At 66.8% G+C, this 23,301-nt stretch carries 21 protein-coding genes; 9 read left to right on the top strand and 12 right to left on the bottom strand.

What is annotated here, in order from left to right:
- Positions 1-49 precede the first annotated feature (49 nt).
- The 4 genes from D4765_RS01995 to D4765_RS01980 are packed head-to-tail and all read left to right on the top strand — an operon-like array spanning position 50 to position 4,600.
- Positions 50-985 (top strand): carbohydrate ABC transporter permease, encoded by a 936-nt coding sequence (locus D4765_RS01995; protein WP_237280213.1) that lies wholly within the window; start codon positions 50-52, stop codon positions 983-985.
- The gene (locus D4765_RS01990) at positions 982-1,947 is read left to right on the top strand and encodes a carbohydrate ABC transporter permease (protein ID WP_237280212.1); all 966 of its coding nucleotides are present in this window, start codon (positions 982-984) and stop codon (positions 1,945-1,947) included. Before D4765_RS01995 ends, D4765_RS01990 begins: the two co-directional genes overlap by 4 nt.
- Positions 1,944-3,575 (top strand): glycoside hydrolase family 3 protein, encoded by a 1,632-nt coding sequence (locus D4765_RS01985; protein ID WP_237280211.1) that lies wholly within the window; start codon positions 1,944-1,946, stop codon positions 3,573-3,575. Before D4765_RS01990 ends, D4765_RS01985 begins: the two co-directional genes overlap by 4 nt.
- Positions 3,572-4,600: an ROK family protein gene (locus D4765_RS01980; protein ID WP_136640554.1), complete on the top strand. Its 1,029-nt coding sequence runs from the start codon at positions 3,572-3,574 to the stop codon at positions 4,598-4,600. The genes D4765_RS01985 and D4765_RS01980 overlap by 4 nt, the downstream gene beginning before the upstream one ends.
- A 25-nt stretch (positions 4,601-4,625) precedes the next feature.
- On the opposite strand, the gene D4765_RS01975 is transcribed toward D4765_RS01980, so the two are convergent.
- Positions 4,626-5,225 carry a TetR/AcrR family transcriptional regulator gene (locus D4765_RS01975; protein WP_136640553.1) on the bottom strand — a complete coding sequence of 200 codons (600 nt, stop codon included), beginning with the start codon at positions 5,223-5,225 and terminating at the stop codon, positions 4,626-4,628.
- Positions 5,226-5,328: 103 nt separating this feature from the next.
- Between D4765_RS01975 and D4765_RS01970 the strand changes: the two genes are divergently transcribed.
- Positions 5,329-6,852: an MFS transporter gene (locus tag D4765_RS01970; RefSeq protein WP_136640552.1), complete on the top strand. Its 1,524-nt coding sequence runs from the start codon at positions 5,329-5,331 to the stop codon at positions 6,850-6,852.
- On the opposite strand, the gene pip is transcribed toward D4765_RS01970, so the two are convergent.
- A complete protein-coding gene (pip, locus tag D4765_RS01965) occupies positions 6,827-7,801 on the bottom strand; it encodes a prolyl aminopeptidase (RefSeq protein ID WP_136640551.1) in 975 nt (324 codons plus the stop codon). The two genes, D4765_RS01970 and pip, sit on opposite strands and share 26 nt — an antisense overlap.
- Positions 7,802-7,909: 108 nt before the next feature.
- On the opposite strand from pip, the gene D4765_RS19060 reads away from it, so the two are divergent.
- The gene (locus tag D4765_RS19060; RefSeq protein ID WP_161580318.1) at positions 7,910-8,065 is read left to right on the top strand and encodes a hypothetical protein; all 156 of its coding nucleotides are present in this window, start codon (positions 7,910-7,912) and stop codon (positions 8,063-8,065) included.
- 124 nt (positions 8,066-8,189) lie between these two features.
- Positions 8,190-9,434 (top strand): D-alanyl-D-alanine carboxypeptidase family protein, encoded by a 1,245-nt coding sequence (locus tag D4765_RS01960; RefSeq protein ID WP_136640550.1) that lies wholly within the window; start codon positions 8,190-8,192, stop codon positions 9,432-9,434.
- Here D4765_RS01960 and D4765_RS20010 read toward each other — a convergent pair.
- On the bottom strand, positions 9,410-11,731 hold the full coding sequence (locus tag D4765_RS20010; RefSeq protein WP_338054613.1) for an alcohol dehydrogenase catalytic domain-containing protein: 2,322 nt from the start codon (positions 11,729-11,731) through the stop codon (positions 9,410-9,412). The genes D4765_RS01960 and D4765_RS20010 overlap by 25 nt on opposite strands.
- A gap of 117 nt (positions 11,732-11,848) precedes the next feature.
- Here D4765_RS20010 and D4765_RS01945 point away from each other — a divergent pair, with 117 nt between their 5' ends.
- On the top strand, positions 11,849-12,430 hold the full coding sequence (locus tag D4765_RS01945; RefSeq protein ID WP_136640549.1) for a TetR/AcrR family transcriptional regulator: 582 nt from the start codon (positions 11,849-11,851) through the stop codon (positions 12,428-12,430).
- Positions 12,431-12,473: 43 nt separating this feature from the next.
- Here D4765_RS01945 and D4765_RS01940 read toward each other — a convergent pair whose 3' ends face one another.
- From D4765_RS01940 to recQ, 9 genes are all read right to left on the bottom strand, one after another.
- Positions 12,474-12,815, bottom strand: a complete 342-nt coding sequence (locus D4765_RS01940; protein ID WP_136640548.1) for a hypothetical protein — start codon at positions 12,813-12,815, stop codon at positions 12,474-12,476.
- An 81-nt stretch (positions 12,816-12,896) separates the two neighbouring features.
- Complete coding sequence (locus tag D4765_RS01935; protein WP_136640547.1) at positions 12,897-13,850, bottom strand: bacteriorhodopsin; 954 nt, start codon at positions 13,848-13,850, stop codon at positions 12,897-12,899.
- Positions 13,851-13,853: 3 nt separating this feature from the next.
- Positions 13,854-14,165 carry a DUF7882 family protein gene (locus tag D4765_RS01930; protein ID WP_136640546.1) on the bottom strand — a complete coding sequence of 104 codons (312 nt, stop codon included), beginning with the start codon at positions 14,163-14,165 and terminating at the stop codon, positions 13,854-13,856.
- Between the two features lie 26 nt (positions 14,166-14,191).
- Positions 14,192-14,911, bottom strand: a complete 720-nt coding sequence (locus D4765_RS01925) for a response regulator (protein WP_136640545.1) — start codon at positions 14,909-14,911, stop codon at positions 14,192-14,194.
- Positions 14,908-16,272, bottom strand: a complete 1,365-nt coding sequence (locus D4765_RS01920; protein WP_161580317.1) for a sensor histidine kinase — start codon at positions 16,270-16,272, stop codon at positions 14,908-14,910. The genes D4765_RS01925 and D4765_RS01920 overlap by 4 nt, the downstream gene beginning before the upstream one ends.
- A gap of 2 nt (positions 16,273-16,274) precedes the next feature.
- Positions 16,275-17,102, bottom strand: a complete 828-nt coding sequence (locus D4765_RS01915) for an ABC transporter permease (RefSeq protein ID WP_136640543.1) — start codon at positions 17,100-17,102, stop codon at positions 16,275-16,277.
- Positions 17,099-18,082, bottom strand: coding sequence for an ABC transporter ATP-binding protein (locus tag D4765_RS01910; RefSeq protein ID WP_136640542.1), 984 nt, complete (start codon positions 18,080-18,082; stop codon positions 17,099-17,101). Before D4765_RS01910 ends, D4765_RS01915 begins: the two co-directional genes overlap by 4 nt.
- A 160-nt stretch (positions 18,083-18,242) precedes the next feature.
- Positions 18,243-20,375 (bottom strand): acyl-CoA dehydrogenase family protein, encoded by a 2,133-nt coding sequence (locus D4765_RS01905; RefSeq protein WP_136640541.1) that lies wholly within the window; start codon positions 20,373-20,375, stop codon positions 18,243-18,245.
- 178 nt (positions 20,376-20,553) lie between these two features.
- Positions 20,554-22,422, bottom strand: coding sequence for a DNA helicase RecQ (recQ, locus tag D4765_RS01900; protein ID WP_136640540.1), 1,869 nt, complete (start codon positions 22,420-22,422; stop codon positions 20,554-20,556).
- A 121-nt stretch (positions 22,423-22,543) separates the two neighbouring features.
- Between recQ and D4765_RS01895 the strand changes: the two genes are divergently transcribed.
- Positions 22,544-23,209, top strand: a complete 666-nt coding sequence (locus D4765_RS01895) for a TMEM175 family protein (protein WP_136640539.1) — start codon at positions 22,544-22,546, stop codon at positions 23,207-23,209.
- Positions 23,210-23,301: the final 92 nt, after the last annotated feature.

Here is a 23,301-nt window from a genome sequence, read left to right as displayed (position 1 = left end):
GCCCTAGGAAGGTGAAGACACGTTCGTAAATCTTATGTGGAAGCGGTTCATGACTACTCTTCTCGGCTCCGTCAGTTCCCGGCTGCGGCGACCCGTGGGTCGCAAGGGCCTGGCCCCCGCACTGCTCCTCGTGCCGGCCACCCTCATTCTCATCGCCATCATCGGCTGGCCGCTGCTGCAGCTCGTCATCGTGTCGTTCCAGCAGTTCGGCCGCGCCCAGGTCTTCGGGCAGGCAGCGCCGTTCGTGGGCTTCGACAACTACACCCGTGTTCTCGGCGACCCGCAGTTCTGGCAGGTTCTCGCCCGCAGTTTTCTGTTCTGCATCGTGAACGTCGTGGTGACCATGAGCCTCGGCACGCTGGTCGCGCTCCTCATGACGCGCCTCAATAAATTCTTTCGCACCCTCGTCTCAGTGGGGTTGCTGCTGGCCTGGGCCATGCCGGCGCTCACCGCCGTCATCATCTGGGGCTGGCTGTTCGATACCCAGTTCGGTGTTGTGAACTACCTGCTCAGCCAGGTCACCGGCATCGACTTCACCGGCCACTCGTGGCTCATCGACCCCATCAGCTTCTTCGCCGTGGCCGGCGTGATCATCACGTGGCAGTCGGTTCCGTTCGTCGCGTTCACCATCTACGCCGGGCTGACGCAGGTTCCCGACGAGGTGATGGAGGCCGCCCAGCTCGACGGCGCCGGCGCAGTGCAGCGCTTTCGCCTCATCGTGTTCCCGTACCTCAAGTCGATCTTTCTCGTCGTCACGATTCTGCAGGTCATCTGGGACCTACGGGTCTTCACGCAGATCTTTGCTCTGCAGGGCATCGGCGGCATTCGTGAACAGACCTCCACGCTCGGCGTGTACATCTACCAGACCTCGCTCGGCACCGGTGACTACGGGGCAGGCGGCGCCATCGCCGTGATCATGGTCATCATCATGCTGGCCATCTCGATCTTCTACGTTCGCCAGACCATCAAGGAGGAGGCCCTGTGAGCACCGTGACCAAGAACGCCGATCTGGCGGTGCTCGACTCGGCCGTGGCAGCCATGATCGTGCCGCCGTCGCCCCGCCGGGCATCCGGTCGCCCGCCGCGTCGCCCCGTCTCGGGCCATCGCGTCAAACGCCGCGCCGCCAGCGTGGTCTTCAGCGTCATCGCGGTCATCATCTTTCTCTGCTCGGTGTTTCCGGTGTATTGGATGATCAATACCTCCCTGCAGCCGAACAATGAGATTCGCGGGCCCATCCCCAACTTCTTCCCCAAAGACTTCACGCTCGGCAACTATTCGACCGTGCTGTTCGAGCCGTCACGGTCGCCGTTTCTGCCGGCGCTGGCCAACTCGCTGGCCGTCACCCTGCTCACCGTGGTCATTGCGCTGGTGTTCGCGTTTCTGGCCTCGCTCGCCGTCACCCGGTTTCGATTCAAGGGGCGCAAGGCGTTCATCCTGTCGATCCTGATCATTCAGATGATTCCCGCCGAGGCCATGATCGTGTCGACCTACCGCGTGCTCGACAGCTGGTCGCTGCTGAACACCATCGGCGGCCTGACGCTCGTGTACGTGGCCACCGTGCTGCCGTTCACCATCTGGACTTTGCGCGGCTTCGTGAACGGGGTGCCGATCGAGCTCGAGGAGGCCGCCATGATCGACGGGCTCTCGCGCACGGGCGCGTTCTGGAAGATCACCTTTCCCCTGCTCGCGCCGGGGCTGGTGGCGACGGGCGTGTTCGGCTTCATCCAGGCCTGGAACGAGTTCGTGCTCGCCCTTGTCGTCATGTCGCGGCCCGCGTCGCAGACGCTGCCCGTGTGGCTGCGCACATTCCAGCAGGCTAACACCACCACCGACTGGGCCGCCATCATGGCCGGGTCGACGCTGATGGCCATCCCCGTGGTCGTGTTCTTCCTCATTGTGCAGGGTCGAATGACGAGCGGGCTGATGAGCGGGGCGGTGAAGGGATGACCGGCGGGGGCATGGCGGGCAGCCGGGTGTCGGCTGACGCGTGTTCTGACGAGGCTCTGCGCCGCCAGGTTCTGGCCACGCTGATGCCCGGGTTCGCGGGCACGGTGCTGCCCGAGTGGCTGCGCCGCAGGTTGGCCGAGGGCCTCGGCGGAGTGTGCGTGTTCGGGCCGAACATCCGGTCACTCACGCAGCTGAGGGAGCTCACCGATGCCATTCGCGAGGCGAACCCGCACGCGCTGATCTCGATCGATGAAGAGGGCGGCGACGTCACGCGGCTGTTCTACGACGTGGGTTCGCCCTACGTCGGCCACGCGGTGCTGGGCCGGCTCGACTCGCTCGAGGCGACCACGGCGACGGCTCGAGCGGTCGGCCGTGCGCTTCACGATGCTGGCGTGAACCTCGACTTTGCTCCCGACGCAGACATCAACTCGAACCCCGACAATCCGGTGATCGGTGTGCGGAGCTTTGGCGCCGACACCGCACTGGTTGCGCGCCACACCGCGGCGTGGGTGCGCGGGCTGCAGGCGACCGGTGTCGCGGCCAGCGCGAAACACTTTCCCGGGCACGGCGACACGGCAACCGACTCGCATCGTGCGCTGCCTGTGGTCACGGCCTCGGCCGTCGAGTTGGCCGCGCGCGAACTCGAACCATTCCGCGCGGCGATCGCCGCCGGGGTGCGCACTATCATGACGTCGCATATTCTCCTTCCGGCATATGACTCGGTGAACCCCGCGACACTCTCGCCGGCCATCCTGCAGGGGCTGCTGCGCGGGCATCTCGGGTTCACCGGGCTGATCGTGAGCGACGCCCTCGACATGGCGGGCGCGAGCGCACTCAGCGGCATACCCGAGGCCGCCGTCGGCGCTATTGCCGCCGGCTGCGACCTGCTCTGCGTCGGCACCGAGAACACGGATGCCCAGCTCACGGCCATCGGAACGGCGGTTCTGGCAGCTGTCGCAGCGGGCCGCATGCCCGCCTCCCGCCTCGCCTCAGCCGCCGCCGCGGTGCGCGCGCTCGGGGCCGACCTCGCGGGTGAGTCCGCCTCCGTGCCGGCACTGGCATCGGCATCGGCATCGGCATCGGCATCGGCATCGGCATCGGCATCGGCATCGGCATCGGCACATACTCCTACAGCGAACGATGTCGTCTCGACGTTCGATGTCTCCCCCGCAGCCACGGCGTGGCTGGCCGGCGGCCCGGTCGACTACCTCATTCGTTTCGAGACGACGCCCAACGAGGCCGTCGGCGACGCACCGTGGTGGCCGTGGCCCACGGCCGTCGCAGCGACGACAGCGACGGTGCTCGTCGTCGGTGACGTCGAGTCGGGGCGGGCGGCCGTTGACGTCATCGGCGCGGGCACGGGTACGGGTAGGGGTAGGGGTAGGGGTAGGGGTCGAGACACAGCCGGGGGCACTGGCACTGGCGTGCGGTTACTCGTGGTGGGCAAGGCGAACCATCTCACGCCGTGGGTGGTCGAGACGATTGGCATGTTGCGGGCATCCGGAACCGTCGTTGTCGTCGACATGGGATGGCCGTCGCTCGACCGACAGTTCGCCGACATCGCCACGTTCGGCGCATCGGCCGCCGTGGGTGGCGCCCTTCGGGCTCTGCTCGGGGATGCGGTATGAGAATCGGCATCGACATCGGCGGCACGAAGACCGACGCGGTGGCCATCGACGATGGTGGCGTCATCGTGGACCGGCTGCGGCTGGCCACCGGCTTCGGTGCGGCAGAAGTTGTCAACACAGCGGTGGCGGCCGTGACGCAGCTGCTTGCCCTGCCCGGCGTCGCAGGCACGGCGAGCGACGACTCCACCAGTAGCATCGCGTCGATCGGCATCGGCATTCCCGGCACGGTCGACAGCGCCACCGGGCACGTCTCGCACGCCGTCAATCTGGGCCTCGACGAGCTCGACCTGGGCGACGCCCTCGAACGCCGCCTCGGCGTGCGGGTGCGAGTCGAAAACGATGTGAAGGCAGCCGCCCTCGGAGCGTACTCCCTGCTCGAGCACACCCCCGCCCACGCCGCGGCGCACACAATGGCATACCTCAACCTCGGTACCGGGCTTGCCGCGGGCCTCGTTCTGGGGGGCGAGCTCTGGCGGGGGTCGTGGGGGGCGGCTGGCGAGATCGGTCACATTCCCATCGATCCAGCGGGGGCGCTCTGCCCGTGCGGCCAGCGCGGCTGCCTCGAAACGGTGGCATCGGGCTCGGCTATCGCGCGCCAGTGGTCGACCGACGACCAGCGACCCGCGCAGTCACTGTTCGCGGCCGCTGACGCTGGTGATCTCTACGCGGTGGATGTTCGCCAGCGCTTCATCGAAGGCATCGCCTCGGCCGTGCGCGTGCTGGTGCTCACGGTCGACGTCGATGTCGTGGTCATCGGCGGCGGACTCAGCAACCTCGGCACCCCACTGCTCGACGCGGTGCACGGCGTGCTCGCCGGGTGGGCGCTGGCCTCGCCGTTCATCGCCTCGCTCGACCTCGGGCGCCGTGTCGAGCTGCTGCCCGAAGGCTTCCCCGCCGCGGCTGTCGGCGCCGCCCTCGTGGGCATCGACCCGGCAACCAGCCCCACCCCACCCCATCGACTCGGCGATGTTTGCGGGTGCGAGGCCTCAGCAGGCGCAAACTCTGCCGACTCGACGAGCGGCTGAGCGGCTGCGCTACTGCGCTACTGCGCTACTGCGCGAGGCTCCGCACGAGGTCGATTTTGGTCGGAAACGCGCACTCGAGCAGTTCGCGCACCTCGGGGTCGCCGTCGAATTCGTCGGTCATGCGCAGCCCGATCATCGTGTTGATCAGCATGCCTTCGGCCAGGAACCCCTGCGCCTCCGCAGCGCCGAAACCGGCCTCGTCGCGGAGAAACCGGTACACCTGCATGAACCCGCCGCGGCCGGCCGGGCCGATGACCGGGTCTTTGCCCAGCACGAAGGCGTGCATCAGCGAGAGCAGCAGCCCGCGGTCGCGCAGCTGGTTCACGTAGGCAGAACCGAGCCGCTGAGTGAGGGGTTCGGCCGACGCCGTGTCGGCGACCGCCTGCCGAAACGACGTGAGCAGACGCTCGAGTGCGCGAGTGATGACGTCGAGGAACAATTGTTCTTTCGTACCGAACATGCGCACGACGTACGGTTGACTCACGCCTGCCGCGCGCGCCACCTGCGCGGTGGTCGAGCCCACGTATCCATAGTCTCCGAACACCTGCATGGCAGCGTCGAGCACAAGTTCTCGCCGTTCTGCGGCACGCATTCGCGTCGCCGGGTGGTCGTCTGTCTGCGTCACCTTGACATGGTATCAGCCGATAACTACTGTTTAGGTAATCGTATGATGCCTTAGCGGGTCGGCGGTTCTCACTGCACAACCCCTTCGAACGAAACGAGACGGCATGTCTGCCACCACGCCTGCTGCCACCGCAGCGGGTTCGCCCACTGCAGCGCGGCGGCGCATTCCCATTTGGCTTGCCATCGTGGCGGCATCGCTGCCCATGTTCATGGCCACGCTCGACAACCTCATCATGACCAGTGCACTGCCGGTCATCCGGGTCGATCTGAACGCCTCCATCGGCGAGCTGCAGTGGTTCGTCAACGCGTACACGCTCTCGTTCGCCACCTTCATGCTGATGGCCGTCGCGGTGGGTGACCGGCTCGGCCGGCGCAGCGTGTTCGTGTTCGGCATCGCACTGTTCACCGTGGCGTCGGCATTCTCTGCGCTCAGCACCGAGTCGTGGATGCTCATCGTCGGCCGCGCCTTCCAGGGCGTCGGGGCGGCTGCCCTCATGCCGCTCTCGCTCACCCTGCTGGTCGGGTCAGTCAGTACTCGGCTCCGACCCCTCGCCATCGGAATCTGGGGCGGCGTCTCGGGCCTCGGCGTGGCCCTCGGGCCCCTCATCGGCGGCGCGGTCATCGAAGGCTTCGACTGGCAGGCGATCTTCTGGCTGAACGTGCCCGTAGGCATCGTGTCAGTGCCACTCGCTCTGCTGGCCCTGCCCAACACCTTCGGCGCAAAACTGCGGGCCGACGTGGTGGGCCTTCTCCTGGTGGGCGTCGGCATTCTCGCCGTGGTCTACGGCATCGTACGCGGCAACGACGCGGGCTGGGGCAGTTTCGAGGTGCTCGGCTCCCTCATTCTCGGTGCCGTTCTGCTGGTGTCGTTCGTGGCGTGGGAGTCGAAGAGTGCCGCGCCGCTCCTCCCACTGCGGCTCTTTCGTGACCGCAGCTTCAGCGTCGCCAACCTCATCGGTATCGCGTTCAGTTTCGGCATCTTCGGCTCGATCTTCATTCTCATCCAGTTTCTGCAGATCGTTCAGGGGCACTCCCCGCTCGAGGCCGGCGTCATGACCATGCCGTGGACCCTCGCGCCCCTCATCGTCGCCCCCCTGACCGGCCTCATCACACCCCGGGTCGGCACCCGCGCGCTCATCGTCGCCGGCCTCGCGTTTCAGACCGCCGGCATCTTCTGGCTCGCGCTCATTCTGAAAGCCGATGCCTCATACAGCTCGATGATCGGCCCGTTTTTGCTCGCCGGAATCGGCATGGGGCTGGTGTTCGCCCCCTCATCGTCGGCCGTGCTCGCGAACATGGCGCCGACCGACCAGGCGAAAGCATCGGGTACGAACAGCACCCTCAGAGAGATCGGCGTCGCTCTCGGCATCGCGGTGCTCACCGCGGTGTTCACCGGTCACGGCGGTCAGTTGACGCCGACGGGGTACGTGGATGCCGCGATTCCCGCCGTACTCGTCGGCGCTGGCGCACTGGCGCTGTCGACGGTGCTCGCGCTGTTGCTCCCGTCGGGGCGGGTGTCCACGCTGCCGACGCCCGGGCCGGGCGCTCGAGCGACAGCGACAGCGACAGCGACAGCGACCGTGCCCGCAACGCCCACCCCCGCTACGGCCGCGCGAACCGGTCGGTAGCGTCGAGCAGCGCATCGAGAATGCCGGGCTCGTCGAACGCGTGCCCGGCATCGGGCACCATGGTGAACTCGGCCTCCGGCCACGCTTGGTGCAGATCCCAGGCGGTGAGCGCGGGCGTGCAGAGGTCGTACCGCCCCTGAATGATGGCGCCTGGGATGCCCTTGAGCGCCGAGGCGCCGGCGATCAGCTGGCCCTCTTCGAGCCATCCGCCGTTCAGAAAGTAGTGATTCTCGATGCGAGCGAAGGCCAGCGCGTACCCGGGCTCTGAGTAGTTCTCGAGCAGATCCGGCCGGGGCAGCAGCGTGATCGCCTGCGACTCCCACGCCGACCACGCCACCGCAGCCGGCCCGTGGATGCCCGGGTCGGGGTTCGTCAGCAGCCGATGGTACGCGCGAATGAAGTGCCCCCGGTCATCCAGAGTCTCGTCACTGGCAAGAACCGGTTCGAGAAATTTCTGCCACAGATCGGGCAGAATGAGCCTCGCCGCGCCTTCGTAGAACCAGTCGAGCTCGACCTTTCGCAGCGTGAAGATGCCCCGCAGCACCAGTTCGCTGACCCGTTCGGGGTGTGTCTGGGCGTAGGCGAGGCCGAGCGTGCTGCCCCACGAGCCGCCGAACACTTGCCAGCGCTCGATACCGAGATGCTCGCGCAGGGTCTCGATGTCGGCGACGAGGTGCCAGGTCGTGTTCGTGGCGAGGTGCTCGGGCGACGTGCTCGCGTGCGGCAGGCTCAGCCCGCAGCCGCGCTGGTCGAACAGAATGATGCGGTAGAGCGCCGGGTCGAAGAGTCGCCGATGCGCTGGGCTGCTGCCGGCCCCCGGCCCGCCATGCAGAAAAACCACCGGTTTACCGTGGGGGTTGCCCGAGGCCTCCCAGTACAGCTCGTGGCCGTCGCCCACAGGCAGAAAGCCGATCTCATAGGGGTCGATCTCGGGGTAAGCGGTTCGCATGCGTCGAGCCTACGGGCAGAAGTCCCCCTATAAGAGGACTGCGACGGTCGACGCCCACCCCTACTGTCAGAAGCAGAGACCCAGCACCCTCTGCGGAAGTTGACTGACGTGACCGAGACCGAATCCCATACCCAGCCCGAAACCGGGCCACTGGCTGTCTCTGCGCCCGACCGCGAAGGTTACTGGCCCCAGGCCATCACAATCGCCCTGTTCGTGGTCATCGGCGCCGCTGGGCTGCTGCTCCTGCTGTTCGCGCGGCACTGACGCGCGCGACACCAACCCGCGCGGTACTGACCCGCCCGGCACTGACTCGCTCTGCACTGGCCCCACCGAACCGGCCCCCACTCCACTCAGCTTCGTCGAGCGCAGTGATTTGTAGGATGGTCGGGTGCCCGTCTCCCGCCGAACCCTCCTGACACGGCGCTCGGTCGTGCTTGTCGTCGCGCTTGTCGTCATCGCGGGGGGCATCTACGTTCCTGTCGTGCTCACGGCCGCCGCGCCCGCCGCCTCCGCGACCCTCGCTGTTCCGGCCGTCGCCCCCGCCGCAGAGGCGGTCGTGAGCACACCAGCGGCAGGCTCGAGCGCCATCGCCCTCACCGGCTCGAGCACCATTCTCGCCTCGAGCGGCAGCACGACGCCCGTACCCATCGCCAGCGTCACAAAGATTCTGACCACGTTGGTCGTGCTCGAGGCGAAGCCGCTCACACTGACCGACAACGGCCCGAACATCACGCTGACCGAAGCCGACCTCGCCATTCTCGGCCAGACCCAGGCCGAAGGCGGCTCATATGTGCTCGTCAATGTGGGGCAGGTGCTCACCGAACGGCAGATCCTTGACATCATGCTGCTCGAATCAGCGAACAACTACAGCGAGACCATCGCCATCTGGGCCTTCGGATCGCTCGACAACTACCTCACCGCCGCTCGCGCGTTCATCGCGGCACACAACCTCAGCGGCACCACCGTCGTCGATTCGAGCGGCCTGAACCCGGCCAGCCGCAGCACCACCACCGATCTGCTCACCCTTGCATCGCTCGCCGAGGCGAATCCCGTACTGAAGGCCATCGTCTCGACCGCGAACGAGACCGTGCCCGGGCTCTCGCCACTCACCAACACCAACACTCTGCTCGGCTCCGACGGCATCGACGGAATGAAGACCGGCACCACCGACGAAGCCGGCTCGTGCCTGCTGTTCTCCGCCGACTTCACGGTGGGTGGCACAACCCTGAGCGTCGTCGGCGTGGTGCTCGGTGCGGCCAGCTCGGCGGATGCCCGGGCATCCGTCACCGCACTGCTCGACACGGCCAAGAAGGGCTTCACCGTGGTGCAGCTGGCCACTGCCGGAGAGGTGGTGGGCAGTTACTCAACGGTCTGGGGCAGCACCGCGCCCATCGTGGCGAGCGAGAGCGCCAGCACGGTCGTCTGGTCGAACTCGGCCGTGTCGGTGCGCAGCGCCGTGACCCCACTCAGCGAAACTGACCCCGCCGCCGCAACTCCCGCCGGTACGCTCACGTACACCGTCGCCGGGCCGGTCGAGAGTACCGTCGTCACCGTTCCGCTGGCGCTCGGTGCCGCTCTTCCCGGCCCCGACGGTGCCTGGCGACTCGCTCACCCGGGCGAGCTGCTCGGCTGACGAGCCGGCAGCGAGACCACGAGCTTCGTCGCCGAGACGCCGCCTCGCAGCCGCTCGAGGGCAACCTGCACCTGACCGAGCCCCGAACCCACGACCCGCGGCGCAGGTGCCGGCACAAACCGCCCCTCGGCGAGCGCGGCGGGCAGAAACCGCTGCCAGAGCATGGGCCCCACCTCGTTGTTCATCAGCGAACTGCCCCACACGAATCGCACCCGGATGCCCCGCGAACGCGCCCGCGCCTGCAACAGGGCAGTACCGCCGACCATCCGCGCGCCGAGCCGAACCAGCGCAAGCGAAACTCCCGTGCGGGGCGGCAGCGCGCCGAACGATACCGATGGGCTCGCCAGTGCCACCCGTTTGCATCCACTGCCGATCGCGATCTGCACGCTCGGCTCGGCCGAGCCGGTGCCCACCGCGAACACGCCGGCCACCGTGGTGCCTCGCACTGCCCCGACCGCATCGCGCACCACCGTCGGGCTTGCATAGTCGAAGACCCGGTTCGCTCCGAGTTCGCGGAGCCGCTCGTGGTTCTGTGGCGACGCCGTCGCCACCACGGTGTAGCCCGCCGCGACGGCCAGCTGAATCGCGTTGCTGCCGACACTCGTCGACCCACCCCACACCACGACGGTCTCACCGCCCTGCCGCGGCGCGGTCGGATGCCGCAGCCCCAGCTGATCCTTCTGGAACAGCGCCGACGCCGCCGTCGACACCCCGAGCGGAAGCACGGCTGCCTCCTCGTACGTCATGCCCTCGGGAATCGGTGCGGCCAGCATCGCCCGCACCACCGTGTACTCCTGAAAACCGCCCTCTGCCGCGTGCTTTCGCCCCTTCTCCATGCCGAGCGCGTATGCCAGCACACGATCGCCCACGCTGAAGCGGGTGACGAACGGGCCCACCTCCACCACGTCTCCCGCCACGTCTTCGCCGAGTACCGACGGGTAGGGCAGCCAGCGGAACATGAGGTTGCCAGTGGTCTGCTTGATGACATCGAGCGGGTTCACCGCAACGGCACGGTTGCGAATCACGATCTCGCCCGGGCCCGGAGCCGTGTACGAGGCCGGGCGCACGATCATCTGGCCGAACGGCGCGTCGAGCCAGGCCGCGGCGTTGGCAGCGCCTGCCGTCTCGGTGCCTGCAATCGCTATGCCTGCAGTTGCAGTGCCTGCCGTAGCGGCAACGGTGACCGCGGTGCTCAGGGTCGCCCCCACCGCCTCCGCGAGTTCAGCCCCGAACAGCGCACCCGGGGTGTACGCGCCCGGCCGGCCCTCGCCGTTCAGCAGGCGCCGCGCCACCTCGGCCATCACGTCTGCAGTGAAGGTGCTGGCGTCGCCGGCCTGCAGCCACCCCTCTCGCACCTCGCCCGATGCCCACTCCACCCGGGCGTGCGCCCACGTCGACGACCGCTTCATCGGCGCGGCCGTGAACCTGATGCGCGCAACGCGGTTGCCAACGAAGCGGCTCGCCCCGGGCATCCGGATGACCGCCCCCAGCACCGGCAGAACCACGCGCCTCAGCAGCACACCCGACGGCGCGGCCATCGAGGCGGCCACCACCTCGTCAGCGCCACTCGCTCGCCACGCCGCGAGCAGCTCACCGCTCGCGCCGCCGCCCGTGTGCACTGCATCGCCGTCGGGCGTCACAACCGTGAGCGGATGCGCCCCCGTCGCCGACCGCACGAGACGGCCGCCCCGCACCTCGCGGCCTCCGAATTCGAGCACCTCGATGATGCTCCCGGCCAACGCCGAGCCGAGCAGGCCGCTCTCCATGGCGAGGGCCGGCAGCGCGTCGACACGGACGCTCGCCGGACGCGGCAGGCCGGCGCACACCCGCAGCAGCACACTCTCGGTGCCGAGAACGCCGAACCCAGCTCCCGTGACGAACACCTGGCCGGCCGCGGTCGCTTGCTCGTCGAGCTGAAGAATGCCCTCGACGGCCGAGAACTCATTGGCGAGGTCGACGTAGTGGGTTCCGGGAGGGCATGCCCGGGCAACCATCAGGCTGGTGGTCGCAAACGGACCCACCGTGTTCACGACGACCCCCGGGCCCTCATCTCGCACCGCCTGCCCGGCACTCCGACCGGCCCCGGCGCTCCGACCGGCCTCAGCGAGTCCGGCGAGGTTCTCGTCGAGCGTGCCCACCACCAGTCGGTGCCCACCACCGAGCTCAGCAGACAGTGCCGCAAGACGCTCGCGCGACCGCCCTGCCAACACCACATCGATACCTTCGCCCACCAGTCGTGCAGCAACCTCGCGGCCGCTGCGCCCGGTTGCCCCGAGGATCCATACCTGCTTCGTCATTCGATCTTCTTTCGCCAGCTCGTCGGTTGTGCATCCACGCCCGCATTGATGACATGGCGTGCCATCACTCTACACATGACGACACTCGATGTCATCACGCGTCACTAGAATGGACGCATGAGCAGATGGCAGCCCGACGCGCGTGAGCGCCTCGAGCGTGCCGCGTTAGAGCTGTTCGCCGATCAGGGCTTCGGCGAGACCACAGTTCCCCAGATCACCGCGCGCGCTGGGCTCACCACCCGTACGTTCTTTCGCCACTTCGCTGACAAAAAAGAAGTTCTCTTCGCAAATGAAATCGACGTACCCGCCCTCGCCGCTCAAATGATCGCAGCGGCCCCCGCCGAACTGACCCCCATGCAGATCATCTCGGGCGGACTCGAGGCAGTGGCCGCGGCCCAGTTCTCCAGCGGGGTCGACTACGTCGTGGCGAGAAAGGCCGTGATCGAATCCGACGAGGGCCTTCGCGAGCGGGAACTGCACAAGCAGTCGGCACTTGCCAGCGCCATCGCCCAGAGCTTCGTGGCGCGAGGTGTAGACGAACTCGAGGCCACCCTCACCGCGCACCTCACGGTGACGGTCTTCAGCGTGTCGATCGGTCGCTGGCTCGATCAGAATGGGGCAGTGCCGCTGCCCGAGCTGCTGCACGAGACCCTGGCGGCACTGCGCGGCATCATGGTCGACGCCAGCTGGAGCAGCTGACCCCTGAATGTCGACGACGCCTGGTTTCGGCGCCGGCCGTGGGTCAGAGTTCGACGTCGAAGTCGTAGCCGTGCGCGGTGGCGTCGGCTTGCGACGAAGGCACTGGCTTCGGTCCGACGAGCGCCTCCGTGAGCCGGTGCAGCCGTGCTTCGGCTTCAGCCGAGTCTGGCTCCGGCATCGTGGTGTTCTCCGACGCGCTCACCAGTTCGCTCGCTGGCCCGATCACCAGCTGAACAGTGTCGGTCTGACCGTCGTCGCGCACGATCGGTATGTCGACAGCTTCGGCCCGGTGACTCGACCCGAGGGCGGCCACAAAGTGCAGCAAGGCGTCGGCAACGCCGTCTGTGGTGAGAAAAGACCCGCCGCTATATGAAATACGTCTCATGCATCAACCATTGCCACGTTTGCCCGACGATTCAAGGGGGTCGACAGACAGAGCAATGTCAGAGCCGAACGGGTGTATTCTTCAGTTTTCTCGATCGTCTGGCAGTGGCGAGGCCACGGCCGAACCGGTCGGCGGCCTCACCCGTCGCTCGTGAATCGAAGCCCCGGCGGCCAGGTAGACCTCCCGCGGCACTCCTGCATCAGACTGCTTGACCGACGAGATCCAGATCGACTCCGGATGCACGTCGTCACCTGCCCGTACATCTTCAGCCGTGCGCAGCTTCGCCACCCGGTGGATCAGCGTGCCGAACCCGATCTTGATCGTGACGTCGGCCACGCAGAGCGCTATCTGCATGGTCGCCGCCCAACCGCCACCGTCGCCGAAGATCTGGATGAGGTAGACCACGGGGTACACCACCCACCCCGATAGCAACAGGGTCGCCGCCCGCCGCAGAAGCCGGTTCGCCTCTGGCGTGAGCCCCTCGCGGGAGGCGAGAACTCCCCGAACGAGAACCACGATGGTGACGAACCAGAAGACGCAGCTCACGGCGCCCCAGACAATGAGCTGGGCCGTGTCTGTTCCGCCGCCGATGATGAAGGCGCCGAGAAAGCCCGTGAAGATCATCAGAAACGCGCTGGCGGCCGCCACGAGCCGCGCCTGACGCGCAACAGCGCCCACCGCCGCACACACGGCCAGCAGTTCTACCGAGAGCAGTGGCACGTTCAGCGACCAGTCCATATACCGGGCAGCGAAACCGAAGATCGCGCCGTCATTCGGCACGTATCCGGCAGGCGTCTTGTCGTACCCGGTGACGAAGCTCACCACCAGCGCGATGTACGACACCGTGGCAATCGCCGTGATGCAGATGCGCGCGATGACGGCCGGCCGATACCGCGACCCCACTTCACCGCGGGTCAGCCACGCTCGAACGAAGCCGGCGAACAGCGCGAGCGCTGCCACGGCCAGAAAGTAGAGCGTCAGAAGATATTCTGACGACGTCAGGGTGGCCGACCACGGCGCTACAGCAGTTATCACGTACTACGACCGACCCGTCACTGGTTCTGGAGTGAAGAAGAGACCTCCACCGCTGTTCGCCGAGTCCATCAGCACGTCGATCCATTCGCGATTAATCGATGGAACACGACTCCCGTAGAACCGGTAGTAGAGCGTGCTGCTCGGGTCGAGCCAGATAGAACTGCGCCCACTGCCGATATCGGCAGAGTCTGCCCACGAGAAAACAAAACTCTCACGGCGTCGAAGCTTCGCCGTGATGACGATCTGAAGGTGGGTGAGAGCACGGTCATCGAAGCTGACTTCGATACTGGGGCTGCCATAGAGCAAAATACCCATCGGTGTGCTCCTCGGTTAAGATCACCCTAGCCCTGTTTGGGCAGAACCAAACCCGTTTCGTACGCGACGATGACCGCCTGCACCCGATCGCGCACTCCGAGCTTCATCAGCACACGCCCGACGTGGGTCTTGACTGTCGATTCCGAGACCACGAACTGCTCTGCGATCTCGCTGTTCGACAGCCCCTCCGCAATGGCGACGAGCACTTCCCGCTCGCGCTCGGTGAGCGGCTCGAGGCGTGCCCCGAGAGCGCTCGAGGCATCGGCGACGGCTCCTGCAGCGGCACTGGGGGGCGCACCCTCGTGTGTCGCGGGCAACCGGGAGCCGAACAGGTCGAGCAATTGTTTCGTCACACGCGGCGACACCACGGCATCGCCCGCCGCCACGGCCCTGATGGCGGTGATGAGTTCGGCCGGGCGAGCGTCTTTCAGCAGAAATCCGCTGGCACCGGCGCGCAGAGCAGCGAACGCGTATTCATCGAGATCGAACGTGGTCAGAATGAGGATCTTGCTCTCGGGAACCGTGCGAACGATGGCCGCCGTGGCATCGATGCCGTTCATGCCGGGCATCCGAACATCCATCAAGATGACATCGGGTTTCTCGGCCTGGGCTGCGACGACACCGGATGCCCCATCTGCCGCTTCACCGACGACCTCGAACCCGGGCTCGGCCTCGAGCACCATTCGAAAGCCCATGCGGAGCAGCGACTGATCGTCGACCAGCAGAATGCGTATCGAAGTCGTCATGACCGCTCTTTCGTATCGGGTGTCGAGAGTGTGGCCCGAACGCGCCAGCCGCCGGCGTTGGTGTGGCCGGCCTCCACGGTGCCGCCGTAGGCCGCCGCGCGTTCGCGCATGCCGATGAGACCCTTGCCGGTGCCGATCGATGGTGCGCCTGTCTCAGACTGGCCCTCGTCGTCGACGACGATACTCACGCCGCCGGAGCTGTAGACGATGCTCACGGCGGCGTGCTTCGGGTCGGGAGCGTAGCGCAGACTGTTGGTGAGGGCCTCCTGCACAATGCGGAAAACGGTGAGCTCGAGCCCCGCGTCGAGCGGAACCGCACCGGAGACAGAGAACCGGATGACCATTCCCGCCGACCGGTAGGCGTTCACTAATGCGGCGAGGTCGTTGTGCGAGGGTTGCGGGCCGGTGAGCACGGGCTCCACAGCTGCTACGGGCCCGCCGTGAGGCTCGGCCAACACACCCAGTACAACGCGCATGTCGGCCAGGGCGGTACGACCGGTCTCCGCCACCTGACGAATGGCGTCGCGTGCGCGTTCGGGGCTGCGCTCGACGCTCACGTCGGCCCCGTCGGCGAGCGCCACCATCACGGTCAGACTGTGCGCGACGATGTCGTGCATCTCGCGGGCGATGCGGGCACGTTCGTTCGCGGCGGCGAGAAGGGCCTGCTGGTCGCGCTCCCGAACCAGCTGGGTGGCACGGTCGAGCAGCGCTTCGACGTAACGCTTGCGGTTGCCCACGTTCACGCCGATGAGCAGAAACACGAGCATGAGAAAACCGAACGTCAACGACATACCGGTGGTCTCGGCGAGGTCTACCCCCGTCGAGATGAGCGTCACCGTCGCAAGAATGAGGGCAAGCGCACCGAACGAGATCCACGCGGCGCGCACCGAGGCGTACACCGCGGCACCGTAGAGGCCGAAGAGCGCGGCCGGCAACAGGCTTCCCCCGAAGGTCGAACCCATGGCGACAAAGCTGAGACCAACCGCGGCCACGAGAACGAGCGGATGCGCCCGGCGAAACCTGAGCGCGACTGTGACCACGATGAGCGCAAGAGCGGCCACCGATGCCGCCACCAGCGCCGCGACATCGTTACGGCCTGTGACGAACGCTCCAACGAGATAGCCCGCTGCCGGCAGCGCGAAGACGGCCACGACGGCCCAGTCGAGAATCCAGAGGTGCCGCGCGAAGAAGAGCCGAAAGACCCCGGGTGGCCGGGGCAGGCGCAGGGCGTCGTTCGAGGCGGCTGCGGTCTGGGCATCCATTCGCTCGGTACTCGAACGCCACAGCGCCGCCCAGACGGCCAAACGCCCGGCCGTCTTCGACGGTGACGTCGAGCTGGCCGGGCGTTCGGTGGAGGTCATGCTCAGGCATCCCTCCGGCGCATCAGGGTGGCGGCGGTGGCCAGTGCGACCACAATCCATCCGAGCAGGATCAACAGACCCTGCCACCACTCGAAGATACCGGGCTGGTAGATGTTCGAGCCAGCGGCGCTCGGCAGCCAGTCAGAGAGGCTGTGCGCCCAGTCGGCGGGAATCAGCGAGAACACCACGGGAACCACCAGCAGCAGGCCCAGGGCACCGGCGATACCGCCGGCGGTGCTGCGGAGGATGGCGCCGATGGCCATCGAGAGGATGCCGATGAGGGCAAGGTAACCGGCCGCGCCGACAAAGGTGAGCAGCAGGTTGCCTTCGAAGAGATTCGATGTCACACCGGCACCCGAGAGAATGGGCGCCGTGACGAGGTAGGTCAGCAGAATGCTGACAAGCGACACCACAAAAGTCACAACGCCGAACACGGCGACCTTGGCCCAGAGCACGGGCAGGCGCTTCGGAACAGCGGCGAAGCTCGAACGGATCTGGCCCGTCGTGTACTCACCGCTGATGACGAGAACACCCAAGACCGAGACCACGAGTTGCCCGAAGGCCACCCCGGCGATCGGCCCGAACGTGGCAAGCGACGCAAGAGTGATACCTCGCTCAGGGCCTCGGCTGATTCCGCCGTCGTTCACCGAGATAGCAACGATGAGCAGGCCGAACGCTATCTGGATGACCAGAATGACGGCGTACGCCCACACGGTGGAGCGCAGAGTTCGGAGCTTGATCCACTCCGACCGCAGAATGCCTGCGGCGCTGAGACGGATGGGCGAGGCCGGCTGGGTGGTGCTGCGCCGGGCAGGGGTTGTGGTTGTCATCGGGAGACCTCCGAGTGTGACGGGTCAGTGGCGAGAGGGGCACCGGCGTTGCCGCCGGAAGCCGCTCCGGCAGAGGCCGCGGTCGTGCGGTACTCCACCGAATCGGCGGTGAGGTTCATGTAGGCGTCTTCGAGCGAACCCTTCAACGGGGTGAGCTCGTGCAGGGTGAGGCCGGCGCGCGCCGCCGCTTCGCCGACCACGGCCGAGGTGAGGCCGACGATCTCGAGGGTCTGGGCATCCACACTCGTGATGGTGGCATCGGGTGAGTTCAGCAGGCGGGCGAGTTCGCCAGCCTGCGGGCTCACGGCGCGAACCGACGAGACCGTGGCGCCGCTGATGAGGTCGGCGACAGGTGCGTCGGCGATGACCCGGCCGCGGCCGAGAACGATGATGCGGTCGGCGGTCTGCGCCATCTCGCTCATGAGGTGCGACGAGAGCAGAACCGTACGGCCCTCCGAGGCGAGAAAACGTACGAGCTCGCGAACCCACACCACGCCCTCGGGGTCGAGGCCGTTGACCGGCTCGTCGAGAATGAGCGTCGACGGATCGCCGAGCATGGCGGCGGCGATACCGAGCCGCTGTCCCATACCGAGCGAGAAGCCGCCCACCCGCTTCTTGGCGACAGAGTCGAGGCCGGTCATCTCGATGACCTCTTTGACCCTGGATGCCCCGATGCCGTGTGTCGCGCCGAGTGCCAACAGGTGGCTGTACGCCGAGCGGCCCTGGTGTACCGCTTTCGCGTCGAGCAGCACGCCCACCTCGTGAAGCGGAGCCGCGTGGTCGCTGTACACCTTGCCGTTCACGGTGACGCTGCCGCTCGTGGGCCGGTCAAGGCCGACAATCATGCGCATGGTGGTCGATTTGCCGGCGCCGTTGGGGCCGAGAAAGCCCGTGACGAGGCCGGGACGAACGGTGAAACTCACCTGGTCGACGGCCGTCTTGGGGCCGTACCTCTTGGTGAGTGAGTGAGCTTCGATCACGGTGATCTCCCTGCGTTGAGCTGATGTGTGCAGCAGAACAACTGCACAACACTCACACTACGAACGCTCAGCCGACTCGGCATCGGCCTGCAGGGCCATCTTTACGCCATCGTTCTGGTGCTCCATCACCGGGGGGTAGTACCCAGGTACCACCTCCCGATCAGCGCTTGCTCTTCTTGACCGCTTTCTCCTCGACCGGGGCGGTGCCGCTGGCACGCTGCGCCGCGTAGTAGTCGCGGGCTTCGTTCTGCCGCTCGGCTTCGGCGCCCGACGCGATAGGAGCCCGCACATGCTCAGGGCCATAGCCGAACGCCGTCACGAGGTCGAGGGCGTGCGGCCGCAACCGGCTCGTGAGGCGCTCGATGTACGCGCTCACGGCCTGTGCCCTGGTGGGCGACAAGCGCCCATTGATGAGGTACCAGGCAGCATGCTTCTCGATCAGGCCGAGGCCGAACAGGTCACGCAGCCACGTCATCACGGTCTTGGTGCCAGGGTCTGCGATGTCGCCGAGCGCGTCGGTGAATGCCTCCCACTGCAGCAGCTCGGCGTGTGCGCGCGCCGCGTCGATCATCGCGTTCTGGTTCTGATTGAAGAGCTCGGCGGCGCGCTTCTTCGACGCCTTGTTCGCGGGGCGAAGGCGGCCGGCCACCTGGGCGACCATAGTCTCGACCCGATCGGTGAGCAGCGCACGCTGAACGGCGCTCGAACGCAGCTGCCCCACTGAGCGCGCGAGCGATCCGCGGTCGGAGACATTCTGGGCGAGGCGCCGAAGCCCCGCTCCGTCGACCGCACGGCCCGCCGCCTGCGTCACGGCGTACCGGGCGAGCACGCCCACGTCGGCTTTCGCGAACTTGCGGCTGTAGTCGGTCAGAAGCCGCTTCGCGACGAGCTGCAGCAACACATGGTTGTCGCCCTCGAAGGTGGCGTACACATCGAGGTCTGCGCGGAGGCTCGTCAGGCGGTTCTCGGCGAGAAAACCGGCCCCGCCGCAGGCCTCACGGGCCTCCTGCAGGGTGTCGAGAGCGTGCCAGGTCGAGAGTGGCTTCAGCGCTGCAGCGAGAGTCTCGAGATCTTGGCGGTCGGTGTCGCTGTCGTGCGCGCCCGAGAACACTCCGTCGAACGTGGTCAGCAGTACTTCGTGCGAGAAACTCGCCGCATACGTGGTGGCGAGCAGCGGCAGCAGACGGCTCTGGTGCTTCTGGTAGTCGAGCAGCACCTCTTCGTTGGTCTCGCTCGCTGCGGTGAACTGTCGGCGCTGGCTGCCATAGGTGATGGCGATGGTCAACGCGATCTTCGCTGCGGCAGTGGATGCCCCGTCAAGCGACACTCGACCCTGAACCAGTGTGCCGAGCATCGTGAAGAACCGGCGCCCGGGGCTCTCGATGGGCGACGAGTACTCCCCGGCAGGCGTGACATCGCCGTACCGGTTCAGCAGGTTGCGCCTCGGAACGCGCACGTCGGTGAAGTGCAGTCGCCCGTTGTCGATGCCGTTCAGGCCGCCCTTGAGGCCATCGTCTTCGCCGCCCACGCCCGGTAGAAAGGCGCCGTCGACATCACGGATGGGCACGTAGAACGCGTGCACCCCGTGGTTGACGCCCTGGGTGATGAGCTGGGCGAACAGCACCGCTGCCGTACCGTGCACGGCCGCGTTGCCGAGGTAGTCCTTCCACGCCCCGCGAAAAGGAGTGTCGATGACGAACTGTTCGGTTTCGGGGTCATAGGTGGCCGTGGTGCCGATGGCGGCCACGTCGGAACCGTGCCCGGTCTCGGTCATGGCGAAGGCACCGGGAACCTCGAGGCTCATGATGGCCGGCAGAAACGTGTCATGGTGGTATTCGGTGCCGAGGTGCAGCACGGCCGCCCCGAACAGCCCCCACTGCACGCCCGACTTGATCTGCAGCGACGGGTCGGCGATGACGAGTTCTTCGAAGCCGGCGATGTTGCCGCCGTGGTCGTCGTGGCCGCCGAGGCGTTTCGGAAAGGCGCGGTTGACCGAGCCTTCTTCGACCAGCAGATGAAGCTGCTCGAACACGCGCTGGCGGTGATCGGCGAGGGTCTGGCCCTCGATGCGCTGCAACTCCGGGCGCGCCGTGGTGGCGCGGGCCTGCAGCCGGGCATCGGCCCAGGTGCCGAGCAGGTAGCGGCCCAGCCATTCGACGTCGACGCTGGCCGGGGCGGCAGGAGCGCTGGATGCACCGGGCGCGGTGGGTTCACCAGATGCGGCGGCAGCGACAGCGCGCTGTGCCGGCGTGTCGGAGTCGGGGGTGGCGGGTTTCACGGCGGTGTCGACCATGGGGATTCTCTTCTTTCGAATGAACTTTTCTTCGCTGATTCGAGCGTACGAGCGTCGGCCACGACCCCCTAACGGGCAGTGAACGAGCTACAACCGTCGGGTTCTGGGGTGGTCGGCTCGTTGCTGAAACCTACAGCCGTGAGGCTCTTTGGCATCAGGAGTGCGACAAGGCACCGCGTCAGCCTGCCTCGGCGACGACACCGATGAGATCTTCGCCGTACGTGTCGAGTTTCTTCTGCCCGAGCCCCGAGATTCCGTCGAGGTCACTGAGCGCCGCCGGCCGCCGCGTGGCCAGCTCGCGTAGCGTTGCGTCGTGGAAGATGACGTATGCGGGAACCCCCATCACCTTCGCGGTGGTCGAACGCCACACGCGCAGCGCCTCGAAGATACCCTGCGCCTCTTCGGGCAGGTCGGCCACGGCCCCCTTCGCCCGCTGTGAGCGGGAACCCGAGCTCGATCGTTCGGTGAGTGCCGTCGTGGTGTCGACGCGCATCGACACCGTGAGGGCGCCGCTCAGCACGTCGGCACTCGCCGGCGCCAGCACGATCGTGCCGAAGCCGTCGTCGTTGACCGCCAGCAGCCCCTTCGCGAGCAACTGTCGCACGACCCCGCGCCACTGCTGCTCGCTGAGGTCTGACCCGATGCCCCACACCGCGAGTTCGTCGTGGCCGTACTGGTCGACCCGCGGGGTCTTCTTGCCGCGCAGAATGTCGATGAGGTGGCCGGCCCCGAACTTCTGGTTGCGCTCGCGCTGCAGCCGAACCACGGTGGAGAGCAGCTTCTGCGCGGGAATCGTGCCATCCCACGCCTCGGGCGGGCTGAGGCACGTGTCGCAGTTGCCACACGGCGTGCTGGCCTGCCCGAAGTAGCCGAGCAGATTCACCCGTCGGCAGTCGACGGTCTCGCACAGAGCGAGCATGGCGTCGAGGTGCGACGAGAGTTTTCGCCGGTGCGCGAGGTCGCCCGGCGACTGTTCGATCATGCGGCGCTGCTGCACCACGTCTTGCAGACCGTAGGCCAGCCATGCGGTCGACGGCTGGCCGTCACGCCCGGCACGCCCCGTCTCCTGGTAGTACCCCTCGACCGATTTCGGCAGGTCGATGTGGGCCACGAACCGCACGTCGGGCTTGTCGATCCCCATGCCGAACGCGATGGTGGCCACGATGACCACACCGTCTTCGCGAAGAAACCGTGACTGGGTGCGCGAGCGCAGCCCCGCGTCGAGCCCCGCGTGGTACGGCAGCGCGTTCACTCCGTTGGTGGCCAGGAACTGCGCGGTCTGCTCGACCGTCTTGCGCGAGAGGCAGTACACGATGCCGGCATCACCCGCGTGCTCACGGCGAATCAGCGAGAGCAACTGCTGGCGCACCTCGCCCTTGCCCTCGATACGGTACTGGATGTTCGGCCGGTCGAAGCTCGCCACGAAGTGCTTCGCACGCCCGAGCTTGAGCCGCTCGGTGATCTCGATGTGCGTGGCGTCGGTTGCCGTGGCAGTGAGCGCGAGCCTCGGAATGTCGGGCCACCGGTCGGCGAGCTCTGACAGCCCGAGGTAGTCGGGCCGAAAGTCGTGGCCCCACTGCGACACACAGTGTGCCTCGTCGATGGCGAAGAGAGCGACGGCGCCGTTCTCGAGAAAACGTTTGGTGCTCTCGCTGGCGAGACGCTCTGGCGCCACATAGAGCAGGTCGAGCTCGCCGGCCAGGTAGGCGTTCTCGACACGGGCACGTTCGATGCCGTCTTGCGTCGAGTTGAGGTAGGCCGCGCGCACGCCGACGGCCAGCAGGGCATCGACCTGGTCTTGCATGAGGGCGATGAGCGGAGACACCACCACACCCGTGCCCTCACGCAGCAGCGCGGGAATCTGGTAGCAGAGCGATTTTCCGCCGCCGGTGGGCATGAGCACCACCGCGTCGCCACCCGCAGCGACCTGCTCGATGACGGCCGCCTGGTCGCCCCGAAAATCGTCGTACCCGAAGACGCGCTTCAGTATCTCGCGTGCCGCAGCCCCGGCAGCCGGGCGGGCCTCGGCCTCCAGGTTGAATGTCATGAAGCCAGTTTACGGAGGTGCTCCGACACCGGCCCACCGATCATCCGGAGCTGTGCAGAACTACGCCAGCACGGTGCCTGTGAGCGAGCGCACCGACGAGAAGGGCTTGTAACGTAGCCGCATGGCCAAAGCTGTAGAGCACAGAGGATTCGACCGGCTCGTCAACCTGAGTGACGCTGTGGTGGCGATCGCGATCACCCTGCTCGTACTGCCGCTCGTCGATGCGGCCGGTGCCATCGGAGACACTCCGGTGCCGCAGTTCATGGCCGACAACGGCGTGAAGTTCTTCGTCTTCGCGCTCAGTTTCGTGGTGATCGCGAGGTTCTGGGTCATTCACCATGCCATGTACCGCAACCTCGAGGCGTACAACCGGCCGCTGATCTATGCCAACTTCCTCTGGCTGATCAGTATCGTCTTCCTGCCGTTTCCCACCGAACTGCTCGCCTCAGGCAGCGAATCGAACCACGCTACGTCGATTCTCTACATCGGTACGCTGGCGCTCACGACCGTCGCCGGTCTGGCGCAACAAATTGTCATCGTGCGAGACCCCGAGCTGCAACGCGTGGAGGTACGCAAAACCCTGCACATGAGGGTCGCCATCATCGCGGCCTCGATCATGCTGGTGGCCCTCGCGGTGACCATTATCGTTCCCACCGTGAACCAGTGGCCGCTTCTGCTTCTGCTGCTCACCGGTCCCATCGAGCACTTTCTGCTGCCGCGGCGCGGAGCTTCCGCGCCCGCACGCGCGACTGCGCCCCTTTCACCGAACGCTCCGCCCGAAAAGTAGCCCGCCACGCACGAACGGGCCGGCGGATGCCCACCCGGAGGTGGGGCATCCATCGGCCCGTTCGTGGTGAAGCCTGCTGTGGCTTACGCGGA

The sequence above is a fragment of the Subtercola vilae genome (assembly GCF_004923255.1).
Lineage (GTDB): Bacteria > Actinomycetota > Actinomycetes > Actinomycetales > Microbacteriaceae > Subtercola > Subtercola vilae.
Note: the sequence above shows the minus strand (reverse complement) of the source record. Positions and strands in the feature narration are given on the sequence as shown.